At 36.9% G+C, this 19,565-nt stretch carries 18 protein-coding genes; 8 read left to right on the top strand and 10 right to left on the bottom strand.

Features of this window, described 5'->3' with window-relative positions:
• The first annotated feature begins 134 nt into the window (after positions 1-134).
• The 3 genes from AB1278_RS03065 to AB1278_RS03055 all read left to right on the top strand — a co-directional run bounded on the left by AB1278_RS03065 (position 135) and on the right by AB1278_RS03055 (position 1,722).
• The gene (locus tag AB1278_RS03065; protein ID WP_137905655.1) at positions 135-728 is read left to right on the top strand and encodes a phage tail protein; all 594 of its coding nucleotides are present in this window, start codon (positions 135-137) and stop codon (positions 726-728) included.
• A gap of 5 nt (positions 729-733) precedes the next feature.
• Entirely contained in the window at positions 734-1,426 is a 693-nt protein-coding gene (locus tag AB1278_RS03060) for a T9SS type A sorting domain-containing protein (RefSeq protein WP_110011495.1), read from the top strand.
• Positions 1,427-1,524: 98 nt separating this feature from the next.
• A complete protein-coding gene (locus tag AB1278_RS03055) occupies positions 1,525-1,722 on the top strand; it encodes a KTSC domain-containing protein (RefSeq protein WP_110011496.1) in 198 nt (65 codons plus the stop codon).
• Between the two features lie 53 nt (positions 1,723-1,775).
• Here the strand turns inward: AB1278_RS03055 and AB1278_RS03050 are convergent, their stop codons facing one another.
• From AB1278_RS03050 to AB1278_RS03015, 8 genes are all read right to left on the bottom strand, one after another.
• Positions 1,776-3,644, bottom strand: coding sequence for a GEVED domain-containing protein (locus tag AB1278_RS03050; protein WP_429812358.1), 1,869 nt, complete (start codon positions 3,642-3,644; stop codon positions 1,776-1,778).
• Between the two features lie 348 nt (positions 3,645-3,992).
• A complete protein-coding gene (guaB, locus tag AB1278_RS03045; protein ID WP_110011687.1) occupies positions 3,993-5,453 on the bottom strand; it encodes an IMP dehydrogenase in 1,461 nt (486 codons plus the stop codon).
• 188 nt (positions 5,454-5,641) lie between these two features.
• On the bottom strand, positions 5,642-6,346 hold the full coding sequence (locus AB1278_RS03040) for a hypothetical protein (RefSeq protein WP_110011688.1): 705 nt from the start codon (positions 6,344-6,346) through the stop codon (positions 5,642-5,644).
• 87 nt (positions 6,347-6,433) lie between these two features.
• Entirely contained in the window at positions 6,434-7,720 is a 1,287-nt protein-coding gene (locus tag AB1278_RS03035) for a DUF4252 domain-containing protein (protein ID WP_228406597.1), read from the bottom strand.
• A 16-nt stretch (positions 7,721-7,736) separates the two neighbouring features.
• Positions 7,737-8,426, bottom strand: a complete 690-nt coding sequence (locus AB1278_RS03030) for a hypothetical protein (RefSeq protein ID WP_343642415.1) — start codon at positions 8,424-8,426, stop codon at positions 7,737-7,739.
• Positions 8,401-8,910 carry an RNA polymerase sigma factor gene (locus tag AB1278_RS03025; RefSeq protein ID WP_002976192.1) on the bottom strand — a complete coding sequence of 170 codons (510 nt, stop codon included), beginning with the start codon at positions 8,908-8,910 and terminating at the stop codon, positions 8,401-8,403. The genes AB1278_RS03030 and AB1278_RS03025 overlap by 26 nt, the downstream gene beginning before the upstream one ends.
• Before the next feature lie 99 nt (positions 8,911-9,009).
• Positions 9,010-10,170 (bottom strand): putative sugar nucleotidyl transferase, encoded by a 1,161-nt coding sequence (locus AB1278_RS03020; protein WP_202844178.1) that lies wholly within the window; start codon positions 10,168-10,170, stop codon positions 9,010-9,012.
• A 104-nt stretch (positions 10,171-10,274) separates the two neighbouring features.
• Positions 10,275-10,526 carry a type B 50S ribosomal protein L31 gene (locus tag AB1278_RS03015; RefSeq protein WP_062702555.1) on the bottom strand — a complete coding sequence of 84 codons (252 nt, stop codon included), beginning with the start codon at positions 10,524-10,526 and terminating at the stop codon, positions 10,275-10,277.
• A gap of 185 nt (positions 10,527-10,711) precedes the next feature.
• Between AB1278_RS03015 and AB1278_RS03010 the strand changes: the two genes are divergently transcribed.
• The 5 genes from AB1278_RS03010 (at position 10,712) to AB1278_RS02990 (ending at position 15,979) form a co-directional block, all read left to right on the top strand.
• On the top strand, positions 10,712-12,121 hold the full coding sequence (locus AB1278_RS03010) for a hypothetical protein (protein WP_395971839.1): 1,410 nt from the start codon (positions 10,712-10,714) through the stop codon (positions 12,119-12,121).
• A complete protein-coding gene (locus tag AB1278_RS03005) occupies positions 12,121-12,447 on the top strand; it encodes a nucleotide pyrophosphohydrolase (RefSeq protein WP_047385875.1) in 327 nt (108 codons plus the stop codon). The genes AB1278_RS03010 and AB1278_RS03005 overlap by 1 nt, the downstream gene beginning before the upstream one ends.
• Positions 12,448-12,516: 69 nt before the next feature.
• Positions 12,517-13,737 (top strand): 3-phosphoshikimate 1-carboxyvinyltransferase, encoded by a 1,221-nt coding sequence (locus AB1278_RS03000; RefSeq protein ID WP_429812350.1) that lies wholly within the window; start codon positions 12,517-12,519, stop codon positions 13,735-13,737.
• A gap of 233 nt (positions 13,738-13,970) precedes the next feature.
• A complete protein-coding gene (locus AB1278_RS02995; RefSeq protein WP_202841605.1) occupies positions 13,971-14,654 on the top strand; it encodes a hypothetical protein in 684 nt (227 codons plus the stop codon).
• Between the two features lie 326 nt (positions 14,655-14,980).
• Positions 14,981-15,979: a phosphatidylinositol-specific phospholipase C gene (locus AB1278_RS02990; protein ID WP_429812347.1), complete on the top strand. Its 999-nt coding sequence runs from the start codon at positions 14,981-14,983 to the stop codon at positions 15,977-15,979.
• A gap of 137 nt (positions 15,980-16,116) precedes the next feature.
• On the opposite strand, the gene AB1278_RS02985 is transcribed toward AB1278_RS02990, so the two are convergent.
• Entirely contained in the window at positions 16,117-17,943 is a 1,827-nt protein-coding gene (locus AB1278_RS02985) for an alkaline phosphatase (protein WP_429812344.1), read from the bottom strand.
• Positions 17,944-18,055: 112 nt separating this feature from the next.
• Complete coding sequence (locus AB1278_RS02980) at positions 18,056-19,564, bottom strand: RagB/SusD family nutrient uptake outer membrane protein (RefSeq protein ID WP_429812341.1); 1,509 nt, start codon at positions 19,562-19,564, stop codon at positions 18,056-18,058.
• Between the last annotated feature and the right edge of the window lies 1 nt (position 19,565).

Raw genomic sequence — 19,565 nt, 5'->3', positions numbered from 1 at the left:
GAAAAAATCTATAATAAATCAATTTTCAATAAATAAAATCTAACCTTTTGTTATATAACGAAAGGTTTTTCTTTTAATCAAGCATTTTATGTAAAATATTTTCTAATTTTATACTACTTAAAATTCTTGCTATCATGAAAAACTTAATTTTTGCATGTACACTGCTGATATGCAGTGCATTTGTTCCCGCTCTAAAAGCACAGGCATCAGAACCATTTTTAGGGCAAATAGCCTTTGTACCTTATAATTTTGCTCCAAAATACTGGGCAGAATGTAATGGGCAGCTTCTGCCCATCGCGCAAAATCAAGCACTTTTTTCACTGTTAGGAACCACTTATGGAGGAAACGGAGTTACCACATTTGCTTTACCTGATATGCGGGGAAGAGTACTTGTTCATAACGGACAGGCACCGGGCGGCCCTACAATGTACACCATGGGAGAAACCGGAGGAACTGAGAGTGTAACATTATTGGTAACACAAATGCCGGCTCATAATCATACCGTGAATGCTGTAACAACGGAAGGAAATCAAAATTCTCCAACCAATAATCTTCCGGCAGACACCAAAACACTTGACAAAGAATATTCCGATGCAGCGGCAAATACGACCATGAAAAACACAATGGTAGGAAGCACAGGAGGAAGCCAGCCTCATGAAAACAGACCTCCGTTTATTACGCTGAAATGTATCATTGCATTAGCAGGAGTCTATCCATCTCAAAACTAATCGTTATGAAAATTCTTTACTTATTATGTCTTGTTATAGGAAGCTCAGCTTTTACACAGACAATAACATTCAGTGGATGTCCCAATCTGTTTGATAGCCCACCTAATACGTATGTATTTAACAAAACAGGAGTAGATGCCTTTAGTAAGAACATCTACATGACCAGTCCTATTGATGGCGGACAGGATTGTAGTGGATTAGGTACCTGTGAATTTAAAATCCAATGGAACAATGCTCTTACAAGATGGGAATTTCTTGGTGATGAAGGAAACGGAACTTTTACAACTCCTTATCTGATTTATTATAACTCAACAGGTAATAATTCTGTTCCGATACCTCCCGGTAACAGTATCGGAACCTGGGTTGAAAATACAGCAATGACTAACGGGCAATGTGGAGGAAATCTTACTGCAGTAAACTCCACCATGACAGGTGATGTACAGACCACTACATTAGGAACTTCAGACCTTTCAAAAAATAAAATTCAGATCTTCCCTAATCCTGTGGTTGATTTTATTACTATTTCCGGTATTGACGATGGGCTAACCATCCAGATTTACAATATTGACGGACGTCTGGTAAAATCAGAAATGTTTGATTCCAAGATTGATGTTTCACAACTTGTTCCCGGAGGATATATATTAAAAATAAATACCCGGAATTTTCAGATACATCAATTTAAATTCATGAAAAAATAGAATGATATTCTGTTTCAAGAAATCAATTACTGAAGCTTTCGGAAATTTCGGAAGCTTTTTATTTTATGGCAAGGAATGTTTTTTGCATGAAATGAAGTATGCCTTCAAGTGTTGTCAATCATTTCATCTATTTTCCGGATACTGAAATATTAAAAATTATATATCAGTCGGGAGCAGTTTATGATTATCTTAAGGTACCTCCTGATATTGTTGAAAATTTTAGAAAAGCTAGATCTAAGGGGCAATTTCTTAATAAAGTTATTAAGCCAAGGTTTAAGTACAGGAAGATGGAATAAAAAATGTCCCCATTACAATGGAGACATTTATATATACCTGAATGAAGATCAGTTTATTTAATGATCAATTTAGAAGACTTACTGTCTTTTCCATTAGAAATCTGAATCATATAAACTCCTTTTTCTAATTGCTGGTCCACTTTATAAACACCGTTTCCTTCTTCAGTCACAGCTGGACTTGCCAACAATCTTCCTGACATATCAGAAATAGAAACCTTCAGATTTTTACCATTTTTAGCTTTAATGAAGATTTTATCTCCGGTTGCTACCGGGTTAGGATAAACTGTTAAATCACCATTATCTGCTTTCACTTCGCTTGTTCCCAGATTGGTAACAAATTTTACAGTATAATCTTCAACCTGCCCATACATTAATTGCCCACAAGGAGTCATATTAGGGTTCTCATCATCAACAAGAACTCTCATTCTTAGTGGAGTGTTCAATACTACTGAGGCTGGGGCTGTAATCGTTGTACTGTACGTACCTATTAAGGTAACCGGATCCGCAATAATGTTATCAGCTGAACCTACAAGTTCAGAAGCTTCAAAAGTACCATTATTATTGTAATCGATCCATATTCTTACATCATTATTTGAATCTGAAACATTCACCTGAAGATTATGAGTTCCCGTTGCAGAAAGCTCAGTTGATGTTGCTCTTAAGCAGTTTGCACCTGTATAATCTTCATAAAAATTAGCAGCAGCCTGCCAATATCCTGTTGATGCATTATTAATATTTCCCAGTTTTACTAAAGTAGGGCCTACAAAATAGTTACTTGGTGTAGTGATACCTGTTGGGTTACATGCAGCAGCAATAGGAGTTCCAATTGCAGCTCCTGCAGAAGGAGCCGTTGCACCTAATGAAGTACTCAACCCTCCTTTCATCAAGAAAAAGTAAAGAGCTGCTCTGTCATGCTGTCCATTTGTAAATTTAAATGCTATCGGATTGGTATAGTTCATCATATTATACTGTACGCCCTGATAGTTTGTTCCTGTACAATAATTCATATCATTGTTGGTTGGTGCAGGATCGTTTAGCAAACTTCTTGATCTTTCTGTATCACAAACCTGATCATCGTCTTTGTTACAGTCATTATTAGTCATTGGTGGACAGTAGGTCGTAGAAGTAGTTCCTTGTGGCGGCTGAGCGTTAGCATTACCAAATGTATGAAGTAATCCCATACTATGTCCAAACTCGTGAGCCAGAGTAATATCATCCTGTAAAGTAACTACAAAAGATTTCATAAAGGATTCGTAGTTAGCATCGGCATTTTGAGGCAGCCCTGCCCATCCCATGATACCATATGTTCCACCTCCATCTACTTTATTCATGATATAGATATTAAAGTAAGACGCTTCCGGCCAGTGTGGCGCAATAGTCTTTACCTGATCCGTAGTAACCCCATTTGCTCCACTACGCTTTACTCCATAAGTATCATATCCTGCAAGTGCTCCTCCATTATATCTGATAATACCTGTAGTAGCATTACAGTTAGGGTCTCTTTTAGCCAATACCAATTTAATCGGCATCGTAGCAGCAGTACCAAAATCTGCCGGAACTCCCTGAGCCCATTGATAAGTTCCTGCATACATTTCATTACAATGATCCAGCCAGGCCTGAATTTGTGCATCACTCTTATTGTAAGCAGTACCAATAGCCGCACCCGTAGGTGCTATTACGTGTACAACTACAGGAATTTCATAAACTCCATTTACAATTTTGTACGCACTTCCGTTTTTAGCAGTAGTATTTTGATTACTGCTAATAACTTTGTTACGGATATTGCGAATCATTTCATCAATTTCCGCATTTTGTTTTTGGTGTACTCTCTGTTCGTTATCAAAGTCACACCACTCTTTTTTTTGCTGTGCAGATAATGAAAGGGATAGTAACAATGCCCCACAAAGGATAGTTTTCTTCATTTCAATTATTTAAAAAAATTAACAACTTGCAATTTTATTACCTTTATGCGTCCATAAGCGATACTCACCAATAAAAAACAGCATAAAATTTAAATTTCATTATAGTTAGTAGAAATAAATTAGTTATTGTTACATTTTAAATCAAAAATAAAATTAACACCAATACAAATATTAAAGATTTTATTTAAAATATAATTAAAAAACAAGCCGAAAAATAGAGAAATAAACAATTTTAAAAAAGCATGCTTTCGATTTAACACATTCACAATCAGACAATTAAAATAAAAACATAAAATAAAAAAACCGCACATATTGTGCGGTTTTTCATATTTAAATTCAATTATAATTTTATAAAGAATAATTTGGAGCTTCCTGCGTGATAATTACATCATGAGGGTGGGATTCTTTCAATCCGCTTCCTGTAATCATTACCAGTTTGGAATCTTTTTGAAGTGTTTCAATATCTTTTGCTCCACAGTATCCCATACCGGCTCTCAAACCTCCTGTCAACTGGAAGATCACATCCTCCAGTTTTCCTTTATGCGGAACTCTTCCTTCAATTCCTTCCGGAACAAATTTTTTAGCTTCACTCTGGAAATATCTTTCTTTACCACCTCTCTTCATTGCTGAAAGACTTCCCATTCCCTGGTAAGATTTGAATTTTCTTCCCTGGAAGATAATTTCTTCTCCCGGAGCCTCATCTGTACCTGCTAAAAGAGAACCAAGCATTACTGCTCCTGCACCACTCGCAATAGCTTTAACGATATCTCCTGAAAGTTTGATTCCACCATCAGCGATTACCGTTACATTTTTTGACTTAGCATATTCGTAAACGTTATAAATAGCAGATAGCTGAGGAACACCTACTCCTGCAACTACTCTTGTTGTACAGATGGAACCCGGTCCTACTCCAACTTTAAGCACGTTGGCTCCTGCTTCAATAAGGTCTTTAGCAGCTTCTGCAGTTACGATATTTCCTCCTACAACATCAAGGTTCGGATATGCTTTTCTGATTTCTGAAATTTTATCTAAAACTCCTTTAGAATGACCATGTGCAGAATCAATGGCTACAATATCAACTCCAGCCTGTACTAAAGCCTCAATTCTCGCTAATGTATCTTCTCCTACACCTACTCCGGCTCCTACGATAAGACGTCCGTTTTGATCCTTATTAGCATTAGGATATTCCAACTGATTATCGATATCCTTTATCGTAATTAAACCTACAAGTTTGTTATCTTTATCTACGATAGGAAGTTTTTCAACTCTGTTTTTAAGAAGGATTTCTTTAGCCTTTTCAAGGTTGGTATCTTTATCTGAAGTGATCAGATTATCTTTGGTCATAATCTCTTCCACTTTCATATCAAGATTTTCCTGATATTTTACGTCTCTGTTGGTAATAATTCCGATCAGAACATTATCAGCATCCACTACCGGAAGGCCGGAAATCTTATATCTTGACATAAGATCTTTAGCTTCCCCTAAAGTATGATCTTTAGATAGCGTAACCGGATCAGATATCATTCCGTTTTCGGAACGTTTTACACGGTTTACCTGAGCTGCCTGCTCAGCAATTGTCATGTTTTTGTGGATAAATCCTAACCCTCCGACTCTTGCTAAAGCAATGGCCAGATCAGCTTCAGTAACAGTGTCCATCGCAGCGGAAACTATCGGAACATTCAGCGTGATTTTGTCGGTAAGTCTTGATTTTAATGAAACCTGGTTAGGTAAAACTTCTGAATAAGAAGGGACTAGAAGAACGTCATCGAAAGTGATGGCTGTCTCTACAATTTTGTTATGAATAGACATCTTTACTTTCTTTGCAAAATTAGGTTATTTTGGTGAGATATGAAAATCCTTTTTGATAGTTTAAATAAAATTTAATAATCAATAACTTAAATCGAAAAACCGCCCTTTTGTAAGAACGGTTACGGTACAAAATAATTGAATAAGTTTGAAACTACTTTATTTATAGGTTAAATATGATCATGTAAGATCTATTTGATGAGACTTCCATTTTCATCAATATTCTCAATATGGGTCTGATTATTTTTATCGATGTATAATTTTAATCTTACTTTCCCTTTATTATCGCGGATAAATATGCCTACATCACCATTGGCTGTCTTGCCTGCAAAAAAGCGTTCACTTCCCAGTTTACCTTTTTCCTGTAGTTGTGCGAATGCTTTTTTTGAAGCTTCCGGATTATTCAGTTTCTTTATAGAATCAGCAGCCTTAATAATATCCTCCATCGGGAAATCATCAGGTCGATCCCAGAGCTTTAAACCATATACTCTTTTTTTATCTTTTCCTGAACCTTCAAAATACTGAAGCTGCATAATCTGATCTGTATTTCTCTGGTCTACAGAATAGACCATTCCGGATTCTTTCTCATTGCCGTCATACACAAGCCCTCCACATTCATCTCCCAGGGAATTGAAAAAAATAAGTCCTGCTTCTCTTTCACGGGGTTTCATTTCCTTATGATTCACCAATCCGGGATGCTGACGCTCCTTATTACTGATAACCATCTTTAAAGTTCCATCTTTCTCAACGATATTGATACGTTCTACATCTATTTCTTTGAAACGTTCGTTGGAAGACTGATTTTTAAAAGCAAGAAGGAAAAACATTACACATAGTACGGTAAGTACAGCGGCGTAGATTTTAAGGACCCGGACTTCTCTTATTAATTTCTCCATGCGGTAAAAGTTTTGGGGATTAGTTATCAGGATTATTGAACAGCAACGGAATTAATCATTTTGGGATGTTGATATCATTTTTAGTTTTTACTTGATTTGCCTTAAGCTTCCTCCTGAAATTTTATCCACTTTAGCATCCAGCTCAGGGTTTCCTTTCAATTTTACATCGGCTCCTGAAGAAACATTTACTTTCAGTTTGTCTGTAACCAATAAGGAAAGACTTGCTCCCGAAGTAGATTCAGCTACTGCCGTGGCAATTTTAAGGTCATCTGCTTTACACGAAGCGCCACTGCTCGTTTCTATCACGGCGGAAACAGCTTCTCCGGATAAGCTTACACTTGCTCCGCTTGAGGTATCCAAAGCCAGTTTCTGTGTGGTAAGTTCAGCAGTCAAAACAGCTCCGGAACTCGCTGTAACATTGGCAGCCTGTCTCGCATTAAAAGTTCCTTTAATAACAGAACCTGACTCTGCTTCAATCTCCATACTATTTTCATTAACAGGATTCACTGCTGTAAAAATACTTCCGGATGAAGTTTTTATACTTTGAAGAGAAGGAGCAGAAACATTAACATTAAGATTTTTAAATCTCAGATTACGGACTCCCTTATTGTCTACGTATATTTTCAATACTCCGTCTTCCACCTTGGTGATAACATATTGAAGTTTATCTGCATCTGCAATTACTTTTACACTGCTGGTATTTTCCTGCTTGAAGGTAACATTTACTCCCACGCTGGCATCTATTTTTGAAAATTGGCCTACATTCCTGTTATCTCCATTCAGATAAGAAGAGGTATTGCCTGATGTAAGGTCATTTCTTACAGAACTCGTCACAGAAGATGTAGTTGTTTCACCAGAATTAATGATCTTATTAACATCCGACAGCTTCATCTTTCCATTGAGGATAAAAATGATATTCTCTTCTTTGGAATCCACATTAAAAACCAGATTCTCCAGATAGTTGTCTTTTTCTTCTTCAGCCAGAAATTTCATAGAAGTTCCGTCACTGCTCATGGACATCAGCTCATTGAAGTTGAGAGCGTTTAAAGCCTTGTTTATTCTCTCTGTTTTTTCTTCATTCATTTTTATGTTCGCAAGATTTTCATCTTTTAAACGATCCGGGAAAGTAATTTTAGGAATAATCAGAATTTTAAGTCCTTCTACATCGTTCAGTATAGGTTTTATCTTTCCGATATAGGCATCATTAACATCAATGGTATTCAATAGCTTGAACATCGGTTTTTTGATGTTGATAGAGGTTACTCTTCCTCTTTTTTCAAAATCCTGAAAAAGCTTGTCTAATTTCTCAGTCTGTGCAGAATAAGTTGCAAAGCTGCTCAGCATTATGGCTATTATAAAAAATATTTTTTTCATGAGATTGATCTGATTTTTAGTATTCGCTGTCAAGATTTTCATTTTTTTGAGAAGATGCTACTGTTTTTTTTAACTCACTTCCTAACTTCATAAAGGAGTATTTTGCAACATCTATAGCTTCTTTTTCACTGCTGATTCTTTTTCCGTTTACAATGACATAAGAATCATTGTATGCTGTTGCAGAATCATTTAAATTTTTACCCAGGAAGGAAGAATTATCAACATATCTGGGTTTTCTTTCTTTTTTAAGCCTTCCTCTTTTTGGCAGAATTTCATCCATTACATCTTTCTCTGCCACCTGGTTATCCTGAAAAACAGAATCTTTTTTCACTCCGGAAATAGAATCGGTATGATTCACCGCTACTTGTTCCTGGTGATCACTGTTTTCTTCCATAAACCCGGACTTTTGTTTTAAGATTTCATCTTTTACGAGTTTTTCTCTGTCCTGCACATCTGCTGTGCCGGAATTATTATCATTAAGAAATAAGCCGATTCCGAATACCAACATCACACTGGCGGCCATCCAGAACCATTTGGGAAAAGAGGGTTTCTTTTTTTCGTCCAATGGAATAATAGGTACAGCATCCTGTTCAGCTTCCGTACTTTCTGCAGTGTGAAGAAAATCCTCAAAGCTCCAGTCCATTTTTTCTTCCTTGATCTCCCGGAAGACTTCGTTGTATTTATCTTGTAATTGATCTTTTTTCATAGCTCATCAGTTGTGAAATTTGTTCTTTTACTTTTTGTCTCGCACGCATCAGGTTTACCCTTACTGCATTTTCCTCCATTTCCAGCATTTCAGAAATTTCGGAAACATCATATTCTTCTACATCTTTCAAGTGGATGACCATCTTCTGTTTCTCAGGGAGCTGATTGATAAATCCTACAATATGTTCCTTAAGGTTATCAACTTCCATACTATAAAGCTCCGAGCGGTGAAGCTGCATATCCGCAAAACCGATCTTTACGTCGTGATGCTTCAATCTGTTCAGGCATTCGTTCCGGACCGACTTCAGCGCATAGGATTTAAAATTCCCGAATTGCTCAAGCTCATCCCTCTTCTGCCAAAACTTCATCATGAGATCCTGTACTACATCTTCTGCTTCATCACTGCTCATGACAAACCGTTTCGCAAAACGATACATCTCGTCTTTGAGAATAAACACCGTATTCTTGAAAGTTTCTTGGGTCATGAGTTTTGTTTCTTATAGGTAAGACAATTGCAGTTACTTATCTATTACATCAAAAATAAAAAAACTTCAAAAAAATTTGAAGTTTTTTATTTTATTGAATTAATACGTGTCAAAAATATGTTTCAGAATCGCTTTATCCTCTTCTGATAAAGCTACTTTTCTCCTTGCCATGGCTCTTTCTGCTACCTCATATACTTTATCAAGTTTGAATCTTTCATCATCTTTCAGTCCGCCCCATGAAAAGTTTTCCACAAGATTAGGTGGAAATCCTGGTTTGAAGATATTAGAAGCAACACCGATTACCGTTCCTGTATTCAATTGTGTATTGATAGCTGTTTTGGAATGATCTCCCATAATAAGACCTGCAAACTGCAATCCTGTATCTTCAAATGATTTTGTTCTGTAGTTCCAGAATTTTACATTTCCATAATTATTTTTCATGTTTGAAGAATTGGTATCCGCTCCGAAATTACACCATTCGCCAATCACAGAGTTTCCTACAAAACCTTCATGCCCTTTACTGGAGTATCCGAATATAATGATATTATTTACTTCCCCACCTACTTTACAGTGAGGACCAATTGTGGTAGCTCCATAAATTTTAGCCCCAAGATTAAATTTGGAATCATCACAAAGAGCGATTGGCCCGCGAAGATGACAGCCTTCCATCACTTCAGTATTCTTACCGATATAAATCTTCCCTGTTTTTGTATTGATGGTAGAGAATTCAACATAAGCTCCTTCTTCAATAAACAGATCTTTTTTATCACCTAAGAAACCATTGGTTGAAGACAATTCCTGTGAAGTTCTTCCTTTGGTAAGCAGATCAAAGTCAAAATCAATCGCATGATGATTATAGGTAAACAGATCTTTTGGCCTTTTAAAGAAAACAAGATCTTCCTTAATATCTGTCATTTTCTCAATCTGGTTCAGAGAAAAACCTTTCATATTGATTTTTGCGGCGATTAATTCGTCTTCGTACACCAGCGCCTCCCCTTGCTTAAGATCTTTAATTTGTTGGATTACGTTTTCTGTTGGCAGGAAATTCGGAACAAGAAAAAGGCTTTCTTTTTCCTCAGGGCTTTTAAATTTATCCTGAAGATATATTTCTGTGAAATAAGTTACCTCAGTGTTTTCAAGTATTTTCTGCCATCTCTCAGAAAATGTAAGGATTCCGCATCGCATAGCAGCAACCGGGCGGGTAAAAGTAAGCGGAAGAAAATCTTCCCAGTATTGTGCGTCTGAAAATACCAACTGCATCATTCAGTTTTTAAGTTTAAGGTTTAAAATTCAAGATCAACAAATTTACAATAAAAAAAGTCTCCCAAAAATTGGAAGACTTTAATATTTTTAATGTACAAAAATTACTTAGCGAATTTTTTATACTTGTTCATGAACTTATCAACTCTACCTGCAGTGTCAACTAGTTTTACTTTACCAGTGTAGAAAGGGTGAGAAGTTGAAGAGATTTCCATTTTGATTAGAGGATACTCTTGTCCTTCGTACTCGATAGTGTCTTTTGTTTCTGCAGTAGACTTGCAAAGAAACATCTCGTCGTTACTCATATCTTTGAAAACAACAAGTCTATAATTTTCTGGGTGGATTCCGTTTTTCATAATACTATTTTTAAAAAAATTAAAGTTTGCTTTCGAAATAGTAATGGATATTTCTCTGCTAAATTTTAGGTTGCAAAAATACAACATTTTTTTAAAATTCCAAATACTGAATTCAATATTTTTTTATTGATAAGAAATTTAAAGTATTTTCGTTAAATTTGGAACTTACTTAAACTTTAATTTCAATGAAATTCAAATTATTACTGGCTTTTTCCTTCTGGATGTTACTTGTAGCAGTATCATGTAATAAAGATGACATAACGTTTGACAGCCCTACGCAGGAACTTCGTTTCTCAAGAGATACGGTATTTTGTGATACGGTATACCATCAGGTACGTTCAGAAACTTATGTTGTAAAAGTATATAATAATGAAGATAAGGATATTATGATCCCAAGAGTGAACCTTGAAAAAGGAGCCGCTTCATTATATAGAATCAATGTAGATGGAAAACCGGGATATGATTTTAAGAATGTTCCTTTAAGAAAGAAAGACAGTCTTTATATTTTTGTTGAAATTGCCCCGGAAGCTACAGGACCAGAGGCCATAGCAGAAGACAAAGTTCTTTTTACCGGTCCAACAGGACAACAGCATGTAACTTTATTTTCTGTCGTTCAGGATGCAGAATTTTTTATTCAGACTCCCGGCAACCCGAATGTAATTACCAGTTCCACAACGTGGAATAATGATAAAGCAAAGATCATCTACGGAAATCTTACCATTAATCCTAATATAACATTGGATATCAATCCCGGAACGAAAGTATACTTCCACAAAAACAGCGGAATGAAAGTTTCTTCCGGAGCTTTTTTAAATATCAACGGTACTCAGGCCGATCAGGTGATTCTTCGCGGAGACAGGAATGATCCTTATTATGATACGATTCCTAAAAACTGGAATTCTATTAAAATGGAGGCCAATTCTACCCTTAAGATGAACCATGCAAGACTTTTCGGAGGTACAAGAGGACTGGATATGAAGCAAACCAATGCTACCATTACCAATTCATTTATCCATACTTTCTTTGAATATGGAATTTATGCCGTGGGTTCTACCGTGAATGCCAATAATCTTGTCATGAACAATTGCGGTTTATCATGTATCGGTATTTTCCTTGGTGGAAAACATAGCTATACTCACGCTACGATTGCCAATTACTCCAGGACGATGAGTTCTTTTGACAGAGCAGGAATTTTTGCAGCCAATGAATGGAAAAATGATGCGGGGCAATCACAGCAGGGCGCTTTGCAGCTTCTTGACATCAAAAACAGTATTGTGTATTCTGACAGGGATGATGCTGTTCATTTTGAACAAACCCCAGGGCAGCAGTTTGAATTCTTACTTCAAAATTCATTAATCAAATATACCAGTGCAACAGGATCCGGTTTCACTTTTGACAATAATCCGAATGTGATACAAACGGTCAAGAATGCAGAACCACAGTTTGTCAATTATTTTATGGCTAAAATGAATTTAAGGGTAAAACCTGGTTCTCCGGCTCTTGGAAAAGGAAATGCGGCTGTTGCAGCAACGGTACCTTTTGATATCGTTAATGTTTCCAGAACCACTAACCCAACTTTAGGAGCTTATCAATAATGGAAATTACACAGTTACAGCAGCAGGTAGATGAATGGATCAAAACCATCGGTGTAAGGTATTTTAATGAGCTTACCAATATGGCCATGCTGACAGAAGAAGTGGGTGAAGTAGCAAGGATCATTGCCAGAAGGTACGGTGAGCAAAGCGAAAAAGAAAGTGATAAGACTAAAGATCTTGGGGAAGAACTGGCAGATGTACTTTTTGTTACGTTATGCCTGGCCAACCAAACCGGAGTCAATCTGCAGGATGCTTTCGACAGAAAAATGAAAATAAAAACTGACCGTGATAAAGACCGGCATCAGAACAACGAAAAATTGAAATAAATATAAATGATGAGTTATGAATACTACATCAATTTGTAACTCATTATTTTTTTAGAAATGTAGATCATAATGAAGCTAGAAAAATCAAAATTATTGGGAAATAAAACAGTACAGATCAGCGGTTCGAAGAGTATTTCGAATCGTTTATTGATTCTGGAAAGCCTGTTTAGTAATATAAAAATCGGGAATTTATCCAATTCCCAGGATACTCAGCTGCTGAAAAAAGCATTATCTGAGAACACAGAAACCGTGGACATCCACCATGCAGGAACGGCAATGCGTTTTCTTACTTCTTATTATTCTATTCAGGAAGGAAAGACAACTGTTCTTACAGGTTCCGGAAGAATGAAGGAAAGACCTATCAAAAATCTGGTAAGTGCTTTGAGAGATCTTGGAGTGGAAATTGAATATATGGAGAATGAAGGTTTTCCCCCTTTAAAAATTACAGGAAGAAAAATCACCCAGACTTCGGTAAATGTTCCTGCGAATATCTCAAGCCAGTTTATCACTTCACTGCTACTTATAGCAGGAAAACTTGAGAATGGATTGGTAATTAATCTTGTGGGTGACGTTACTTCAAGATCTTATATTGAAATGACGCTTGATATCCTGACCAGATTTGGTATTCAAAGCAGTTTTGAAGGAAATACCATCAAAGTAGAACCTTTCACTCCTGACAATTCCGCAGTAGTACATTATGAAGTGGAAAGCGACTGGAGCTCGGCTTCCTACTTCTACTCTATCTGTGCATTAGGAAGAGAAAAGATTCATCTAAAAAGTTTTTACAAAGAATCCACACAGGGAGATTCTGCCATTGCTGATATCTACGAAAAATTCTTTGGGATTAAAACTACATTTTTTGAAGATGAGCATCAACTTACGCTTGAACCTCAACCTGATTTTTCTTTCCCGGAAAAAATTATGCTGGATATGAACGACTGTCCGGACATTGCACAAACTCTTTGTGTAACAGCCGCCGCTTTAAAAATTCCTTTTGAGATTTCCGGACTGGGGACCTTAAGAGTAAAGGAAACCGACAGGCTTCTGGCTTTATATAATGAGCTTAAAAAGCTGGGTACCGAAACAGAGATCACAGATTTGACGATTAAATCAATCAGTTTTGGAGAGCCACAAAGCCATATTTCTATTAAGACCTATCAGGATCACAGAATGGCTATGAGTTTTGCACCATTTTGTCTGATCGGCGAGCTCAATATTGAAGATGAAGATGTAGTGGAAAAGTCTTATCCAATGTTCTGGAAAGATCTTGAAAGTATACTGACTCATTAATTTAACAATATAAAAATGTGGTAATTTGAAAAATGATTTTTATTTCGGATTACCACATTTTTATAATGAAGTTGTTTAATAAAAACATTAAGAAGAATTGAAGAAATAAAGTATAGTTAAGATGAATCATTCTGATTTTTAAGCTTAAAAGCAAAGCTCATTTTAATACTCTCAACACCTTAATACAATCTTAATGTTTCAAAAACAAAAGTTTAAACGAGTTGAATATAATAATGATGAAACCTTTCTTTTCCTTTTTGATTGTCTTAGCTGTTTCGGGTTTATCTGCTCAGAAGCTGAAAATTTTTTCGGTTCCGAAGGGTTATACTCAGATTGCAGAAGCCAAAGGCGATCTTGACAAAGATGGAAAAGATGAAACGGTTCTGGTATTTAATACGAATATAAAAGCATCATACGAGCAGAACCCGGAAGGTATAAGTGACTATAAAAGGGTTTTCTATATTCTGAAAAAGGAAAACAGTGGTCTGAAACTATGGAAAGAAAATTCTGATATCATTTTTTCAAGCGGATTCGGATTTTATCCTTCTGATAATACTCTTACAATCAATATAAAAAATAACTGTATTGTTATCGAACAGCTGTTTTTTACCAATTCAAGGCATACACAGCAATATAAACATACGTTCAGATTTCAGAACGGAGATTTTTATCTGATAGGTTTGTACGATCATTTTGAAGATACCTGTGATTTCAGTTTCACCAATGAAATTAATTTTTCTACAGGCCAAGTAATTGTTGACAGAGAATATTCCTCCTGTGATGATGATACCAAACTACCCGAAAACTTACATAAAGAATTTACTCATAAATTCCCGGCTCTTATTAAAATGAATGATTTCTTTATCGGAGACCACAAGTTCAAAATTCCCGGATTGAAGGAGGATTTTGCGTTTTAAGAGAGACTTCTATCTGGAAAAGCTATATCTTTTGAAAACGCAAAGAAAACAATTCTATAGTTCTATTTAAAGAAAGCAAAGAAGGCGACAATGTCGCTGATGAAGCTTAATTGTTATGCATCCGCTTAGAAAGAATCAATTTATTGATTTCATCTCTGCTTCCTCAATATTTTAAGAATAGAAAATAATCTTTGCGTTAATAAAAATTTATTTTCCCTCAACCACCTTCCTTACTTTAGACCAACTTAATTATCTCTTAAAGTTAAATTAACTCCTAATGCTTTGATATATTCTTATTTTTAAGCTACTTTAAAAATAAAAAAACTATGTTCAAACAAAGCATGAAACGTATGACAGCCATCACTCTCGGAGTGGTTACTGCATCCATCTTTTTTTCCTGTTCAAACGACAGTATCCTGGAAAGGGATTCCAACGAAAACAATGTCCCTTCTTTAACAAAAACAGCTGGCAGAGCTTCATTACTGCCTGTTTCTCTGAATAGCTGGATGGCCGGTATTCAGGATAATATTTCTATTTCAAAAATATCAATTCCCGGTACTCATGATTCCGGAGCTCGTATAGATGCCCCTGTTGTATCAGGTACGGCTAAAACCCAGGATCTCAGCATTGCAGAACAGCTGAATGCCGGTGTACGTTTTCTGGATATCCGCTGCAGACATATTGACAATGCTTTTACCATTCATCATGGTGCAATTTATCAGAATATGAATTTTGATGATGTATTGAATGCCTGTTATACATTCCTTCAGAACAATCCGTCAGAAACCATTATCATGTCTGTTAAAGAAGAATATGATGCTTCCAACACCACCAGAACTTTTGAACAGACTTTTGATTCTTATGTACAGAAAAATCCGTCTAAATGGGATCTTGGAGCCAATATTCCCACACTGGGAGCTATAAGAGGAAAGATCAAGTTATTAAGAAGGTTTTCTTCGGGAACAACCAAGGGGATCAATGCTTCACCCTGGGCTGACAATACTACTTTTGACATCAATAACTCAGGCGTACAGCTGAAAGTTCAGGATTATTACAAGGTGACCAACAATGATGATAAGTGGAATGCCATCTCCCGCCTGCTTAACGAAGCTAAAACTGATACGAATGGTAAACTTTTCTTGAATTTCACCAGCGGTTATAAACCAGGAATCATCGGGATCCCAAGCATTCCTACCGTATCCAATAATATCAATCCAAGACTTAAAACATTCTTCCAGACCAATACTCAGGGTACATTCGGAATAATGCCTATTGATTTTGTGAATGCCGAACTTTCTCAATTGATCGTTAACACCAATTTCTAAATTATTATTTGTTAGATTTATTCAAAGGCTGTCTCTATTTTGAGACGGTCTTTTTTTAAAATGAAAATTAAGAAAAAAAGACTGCTTCGGATGGAAACAGTCTCTCTTTGTAAAAGTAAAAAAGTGTAAATCAAAAGCTACTTCTGAATTCCGTAAGCTGCCAGTATTTTGCTGAAGATTTCCGTATTTTCAAATAATCCTGTGAACTCTTTTGAATTCGGTCCGTACGCAAAAACACTTGACGGAATGGAAGTATGATCATTCGTACTGAAGTTCCCAAATACCCAGCCCTCTTTGAGACTTCCGTCCAAAAGTGTTAAACCTCCGGTTTCATGGTCTCCCACTACAATCACTAAGGTTTCTTTATTTTCGTCAGCAAATTTCATAGCTTTCCCTACAACATGGTCGAAATCCAGTAACTCAGTCACCAGCTGTTCTATATTATTGCTATGACCTCCGCCATCCGTTTGGGAAGCTTCAATCATCATAAAGAATCCCTGTTTATTATTTTTTAAATCATTTAAAGTAAGATCAAAAGCATCTGCAAGCCAGTTTCCTCTTCCATTGCTGATTCTTTGTGAGGCCAGAGGATCAATAACCAGCGTACGGTTATTGATTTTCGTTACTGATTTCAAATCCTGATAGAGATCGATTCCGGCATCTTTAAATTTCTGTATATTTTCCTGAGACAATCCACTTGTAGGGCCACCGATCAGGATTTTTGTTTTTGAGGCTGCAAAGTCTTTCAGAATAGGTTCCGAACTGTTTCTGTTATCCGAATGGGCGTAAAAATCAGCAGGCGTTGCATCTGTAACATCTCCGGTGGAAATCAGGCCTGAAACCATTCCTTTTTCAGCAATGATATCAGGGATCTGTGCCAGTGCTTTTCCCATGTTGTCAACTCCGACAAAAGTATTTTTGGTTTTCACTCCTGTTGCGAACGCTGTAGAACCCGGTGCTGAATCTGTAATATAGGCATTGGATGAATTGGTCTTTGAAAGCCCTGTGGATTTCATATTGAAAACATTCAGTTTCCCTTTATTAGCTGTAAAGGCAGCATAATATTGTGGTAAAGAAGTTCCGTCCGGAATAAGAAGGATGACATTCTTTACTTTTTTCTCTACACCATCTGACTGATACGTTGGAGTATAAGTGGCATATTCCTTTGTATTCTTATAAAAGTTTTTCGGAATCGTGTTCATGAATTTTTTAAGATCCGGAATATGATCGGTATTGATATAATCTACTCCCAAATCCATCAGATTTACCCATGCATTCGGAAAGTCCGGAGCTCCGTAAAAGCGAACAGGTTTTTGCTTCGCATGAGCTTTGTCAACCGCAGTTTTAATTTTTGTGGTTTCTTCATCCCTTGGAATTCCTTTCCCGTTCCATTTTACCAATCCCGGAAGATCTTCACTGAACATACCTACTCTTTTCAGTTGATCTGCAGAATAATTTTGGTCAAGATCTCCGTCAAAGTAAAGATAGTTGGGATAGTTCTTAAAATCTGCAGGCTGAGGTCTTCCTCCGGTAATGACAATTTTAATTCCGGAATATCCGGTAATCTCCGGATATTTTTCCAGCGTACTCACCAAAGCTGCCAGTGAAGTTTTATAATCCTGTTTTATATCAATCAGCAATTGAAGTTTCTTACCTGCATCAGGATAAATATTCCCTTTGTTCAGTTTAATCTGTTTAGAAATATTATCGAGATAAAGGTTTTCCAATGTTCTATCTGCAGAAAGTTCCTTTTCGGTATGCGCTACCCAAAGTTTTCCTTTTACCAGAAAAACATCTGCCTCAATGGAACCGAAGTTAGCATAATAAGCCTGCCAGAAAGGGATCTCCTGCATGTAATCATTATGTGAATGTGCATTCCCTACATTATAATTCAAATAATTCTGTGCCTGATTTTCAGAAAAAACAGCCACGGCCAGTACAGCCCATATTTTTGATAGTTTCATTCGTTTAACGTTATTATTTTACAGACCAGATGGAAAGGCCTGCCTTTGAAAAAACTATATCATCACAGAAAGTTCTGCAATGATATAGCGGCTTGTAGATAAAGATTAAATTTTACCAGCCTTCATTTTGTTTAATGATCCCATGACTGTTTACGATTTCAGCCTGTGGAACTGCCCAAACATTATGTACAGCCGGATTAAAGTTTCTTGCGGCCCAGACTACCTGTCCGTTGATACCATGCAGAGGCTTAGCATAAGCAGCCTGCGCATCTCCCCAACGTACAAGGTCTCTGTGTCTGTCTGCCCATTCACCCGCCAGTTCGCAACGTCTTTCATGTTTCAAATCAGCCAATGTACATCCGTTTTTCACAGGTAAGCCTGCACGTACTCTGATCATATTGATCTCCTGATCTGCAGATTTTCCCTGCATCAGTAAAGCTTCTGCTTTGATCAGGATCACCTCAGCGTAACGCATGATCGGAACGGCAAGGTCTGTACACGGATAATCTCCGTTAGCACTCACGTGACCATTTTTCAGCTCATATTTGAAGGCATCCATATATTTATTAAACTGGTATCCGGTAAGGGAATTCGTAGAAGCGTATATTCTTTCTTTTCCGTTGAAGGTAAATTTATCTCCAATTTTCAGAATGGTAGCACTTCTTCTAAGGTCTCCCGTTTCGTATTCATCAAATAACTCTTTTGTTGGCTGAAAATATCCCCATCCGTTATATTCTCCCCATCCTTTGTTTTCAAGCATTACTCCCGGAAGAATACTTCCCCAGGCAGTAAACTTTGTAGTTCCCGGAACCGACCAGATGTATTCTGAACTGTAGTTATTTTCAGCTTTGAAGACATCAGCAAAATTACCTAATAAGGCTCTGTTTCCTTTGGTCATTACTTCATTAGCCCAGAATTCTGCATTCTTCCAGTCTTTCATAAACAGATATACTTTTGCTAACAATGCCCAAGCTGCGGCTTTATGAGGTCTTCCGTAATCCTTTGCTGGAAGTTCTGCCTGTGTAGGTAATAATTCAGCAGCTCTTTTCAGGTCGTTGACAATGTACGTGTAATTTTCCATTACGTTGGCTGCTCTTGGAATCGGGTTGGGATCCGGATCTTTCGAACGGTCGATGATAGGAACACCTGCTTTTTCATTTCCATAAGAATAGGCAAGCTCAAAATACATTCTGCTGCTCATGAAGAGTGCTTCTCCAAGATATTTATTCTTGGTGGCCTGCGAAGTCTGAATATTATCAACATTACGGATCACACGGTTGGCCACTCCAATTACGTTGTATCTTTTGTTCCATTGGGTTTCAAGGTCTCCTGCCGCGATATAATTACTGCTGAAGTTTTTTGCATTATCTGCTTCACTTTTTGCTCTTCCGGTTACCATATCATCACTGGCATTGATAAACCAGAACAAACCTCTGCCGTAAAATTCACCATCGAATAAAGGCTTGTACATCGCGTTTGCCCCGGTAATAAGATCGTTTTCTGTTTTCCAGAAGCTGGCTTCGGTAGGTGTTCCTTCAGGTTGAACATCCAGTTCGCCTGTACATGACAAAAGCATTACGGATATTCCTGATACTAACAATATTTTATTGAAAAATTTCATT

This window comes from Chryseobacterium sp. NRRL B-14798 (assembly GCF_050470705.1).
Taxonomy (GTDB): domain Bacteria; phylum Bacteroidota; class Bacteroidia; order Flavobacteriales; family Weeksellaceae; genus Chryseobacterium; species Chryseobacterium cupriresistens.
Note: the sequence above shows the minus strand (reverse complement) of the source record. Positions and strands in the feature narration are given on the sequence as shown.

Excerpts from the sequence above, each read along its gene's own strand:
- AB1278_RS03065 (WP_137905655.1), top strand. The coding sequence starts at position 135 with ATGAAAAACTTAATTTTTGCATGTACACTGCTGATATGCAGTGCATTT.
- AB1278_RS03060 (WP_110011495.1), top strand. The coding sequence starts at position 734 with ATGAAAATTCTTTACTTATTATGTCTTGTTATAGGAAGCTCAGCTTTT.
- AB1278_RS03055 (WP_110011496.1), top strand. The coding sequence starts at position 1,525 with ATGCCTTCAAGTGTTGTCAATCATTTCATCTATTTTCCGGATACTGAA.
- AB1278_RS03050 (WP_429812358.1), bottom strand. The coding sequence starts at position 3,644 with ATGAAGAAAACTATCCTTTGTGGGGCATTGTTACTATCCCTTTCATTA.
- guaB (WP_110011687.1), bottom strand. The coding sequence starts at position 5,453 with ATGTCTATTCATAACAAAATTGTAGAGACAGCCATCACTTTCGATGAC.
- AB1278_RS03040 (WP_110011688.1), bottom strand. The coding sequence starts at position 6,346 with ATGGAGAAATTAATAAGAGAAGTCCGGGTCCTTAAAATCTACGCCGCT.
- AB1278_RS03035 (WP_228406597.1), bottom strand. The coding sequence starts at position 7,720 with ATGAAAAAAATATTTTTTATAATAGCCATAATGCTGAGCAGCTTTGCA.
- AB1278_RS03030 (WP_343642415.1), bottom strand. The coding sequence starts at position 8,426 with ATGAAAAAAGATCAATTACAAGATAAATACAACGAAGTCTTCCGGGAG.
- AB1278_RS03025 (WP_002976192.1), bottom strand. The coding sequence starts at position 8,910 with ATGACCCAAGAAACTTTCAAGAATACGGTGTTTATTCTCAAAGACGAG.
- AB1278_RS03020 (WP_202844178.1), bottom strand. The coding sequence starts at position 10,170 with ATGCAGTTGGTATTTTCAGACGCACAATACTGGGAAGATTTTCTTCCG.
- AB1278_RS03015 (WP_062702555.1), bottom strand. The coding sequence starts at position 10,526 with ATGAAAAACGGAATCCACCCAGAAAATTATAGACTTGTTGTTTTCAAA.
- AB1278_RS03010 (WP_395971839.1), top strand. The coding sequence starts at position 10,712 with ATGAAATTCAAATTATTACTGGCTTTTTCCTTCTGGATGTTACTTGTA.
- AB1278_RS03005 (WP_047385875.1), top strand. The coding sequence starts at position 12,121 with ATGGAAATTACACAGTTACAGCAGCAGGTAGATGAATGGATCAAAACC.
- AB1278_RS03000 (WP_429812350.1), top strand. The coding sequence starts at position 12,517 with ATGAAGCTAGAAAAATCAAAATTATTGGGAAATAAAACAGTACAGATC.
- AB1278_RS02995 (WP_202841605.1), top strand. The coding sequence starts at position 13,971 with ATGATGAAACCTTTCTTTTCCTTTTTGATTGTCTTAGCTGTTTCGGGT.
- AB1278_RS02990 (WP_429812347.1), top strand. The coding sequence starts at position 14,981 with ATGTTCAAACAAAGCATGAAACGTATGACAGCCATCACTCTCGGAGTG.
- AB1278_RS02985 (WP_429812344.1), bottom strand. The coding sequence starts at position 17,943 with ATGAAACTATCAAAAATATGGGCTGTACTGGCCGTGGCTGTTTTTTCT.
- AB1278_RS02980 (WP_429812341.1), bottom strand. The coding sequence starts at position 19,564 with ATGAAATTTTTCAATAAAATATTGTTAGTATCAGGAATATCCGTAATG.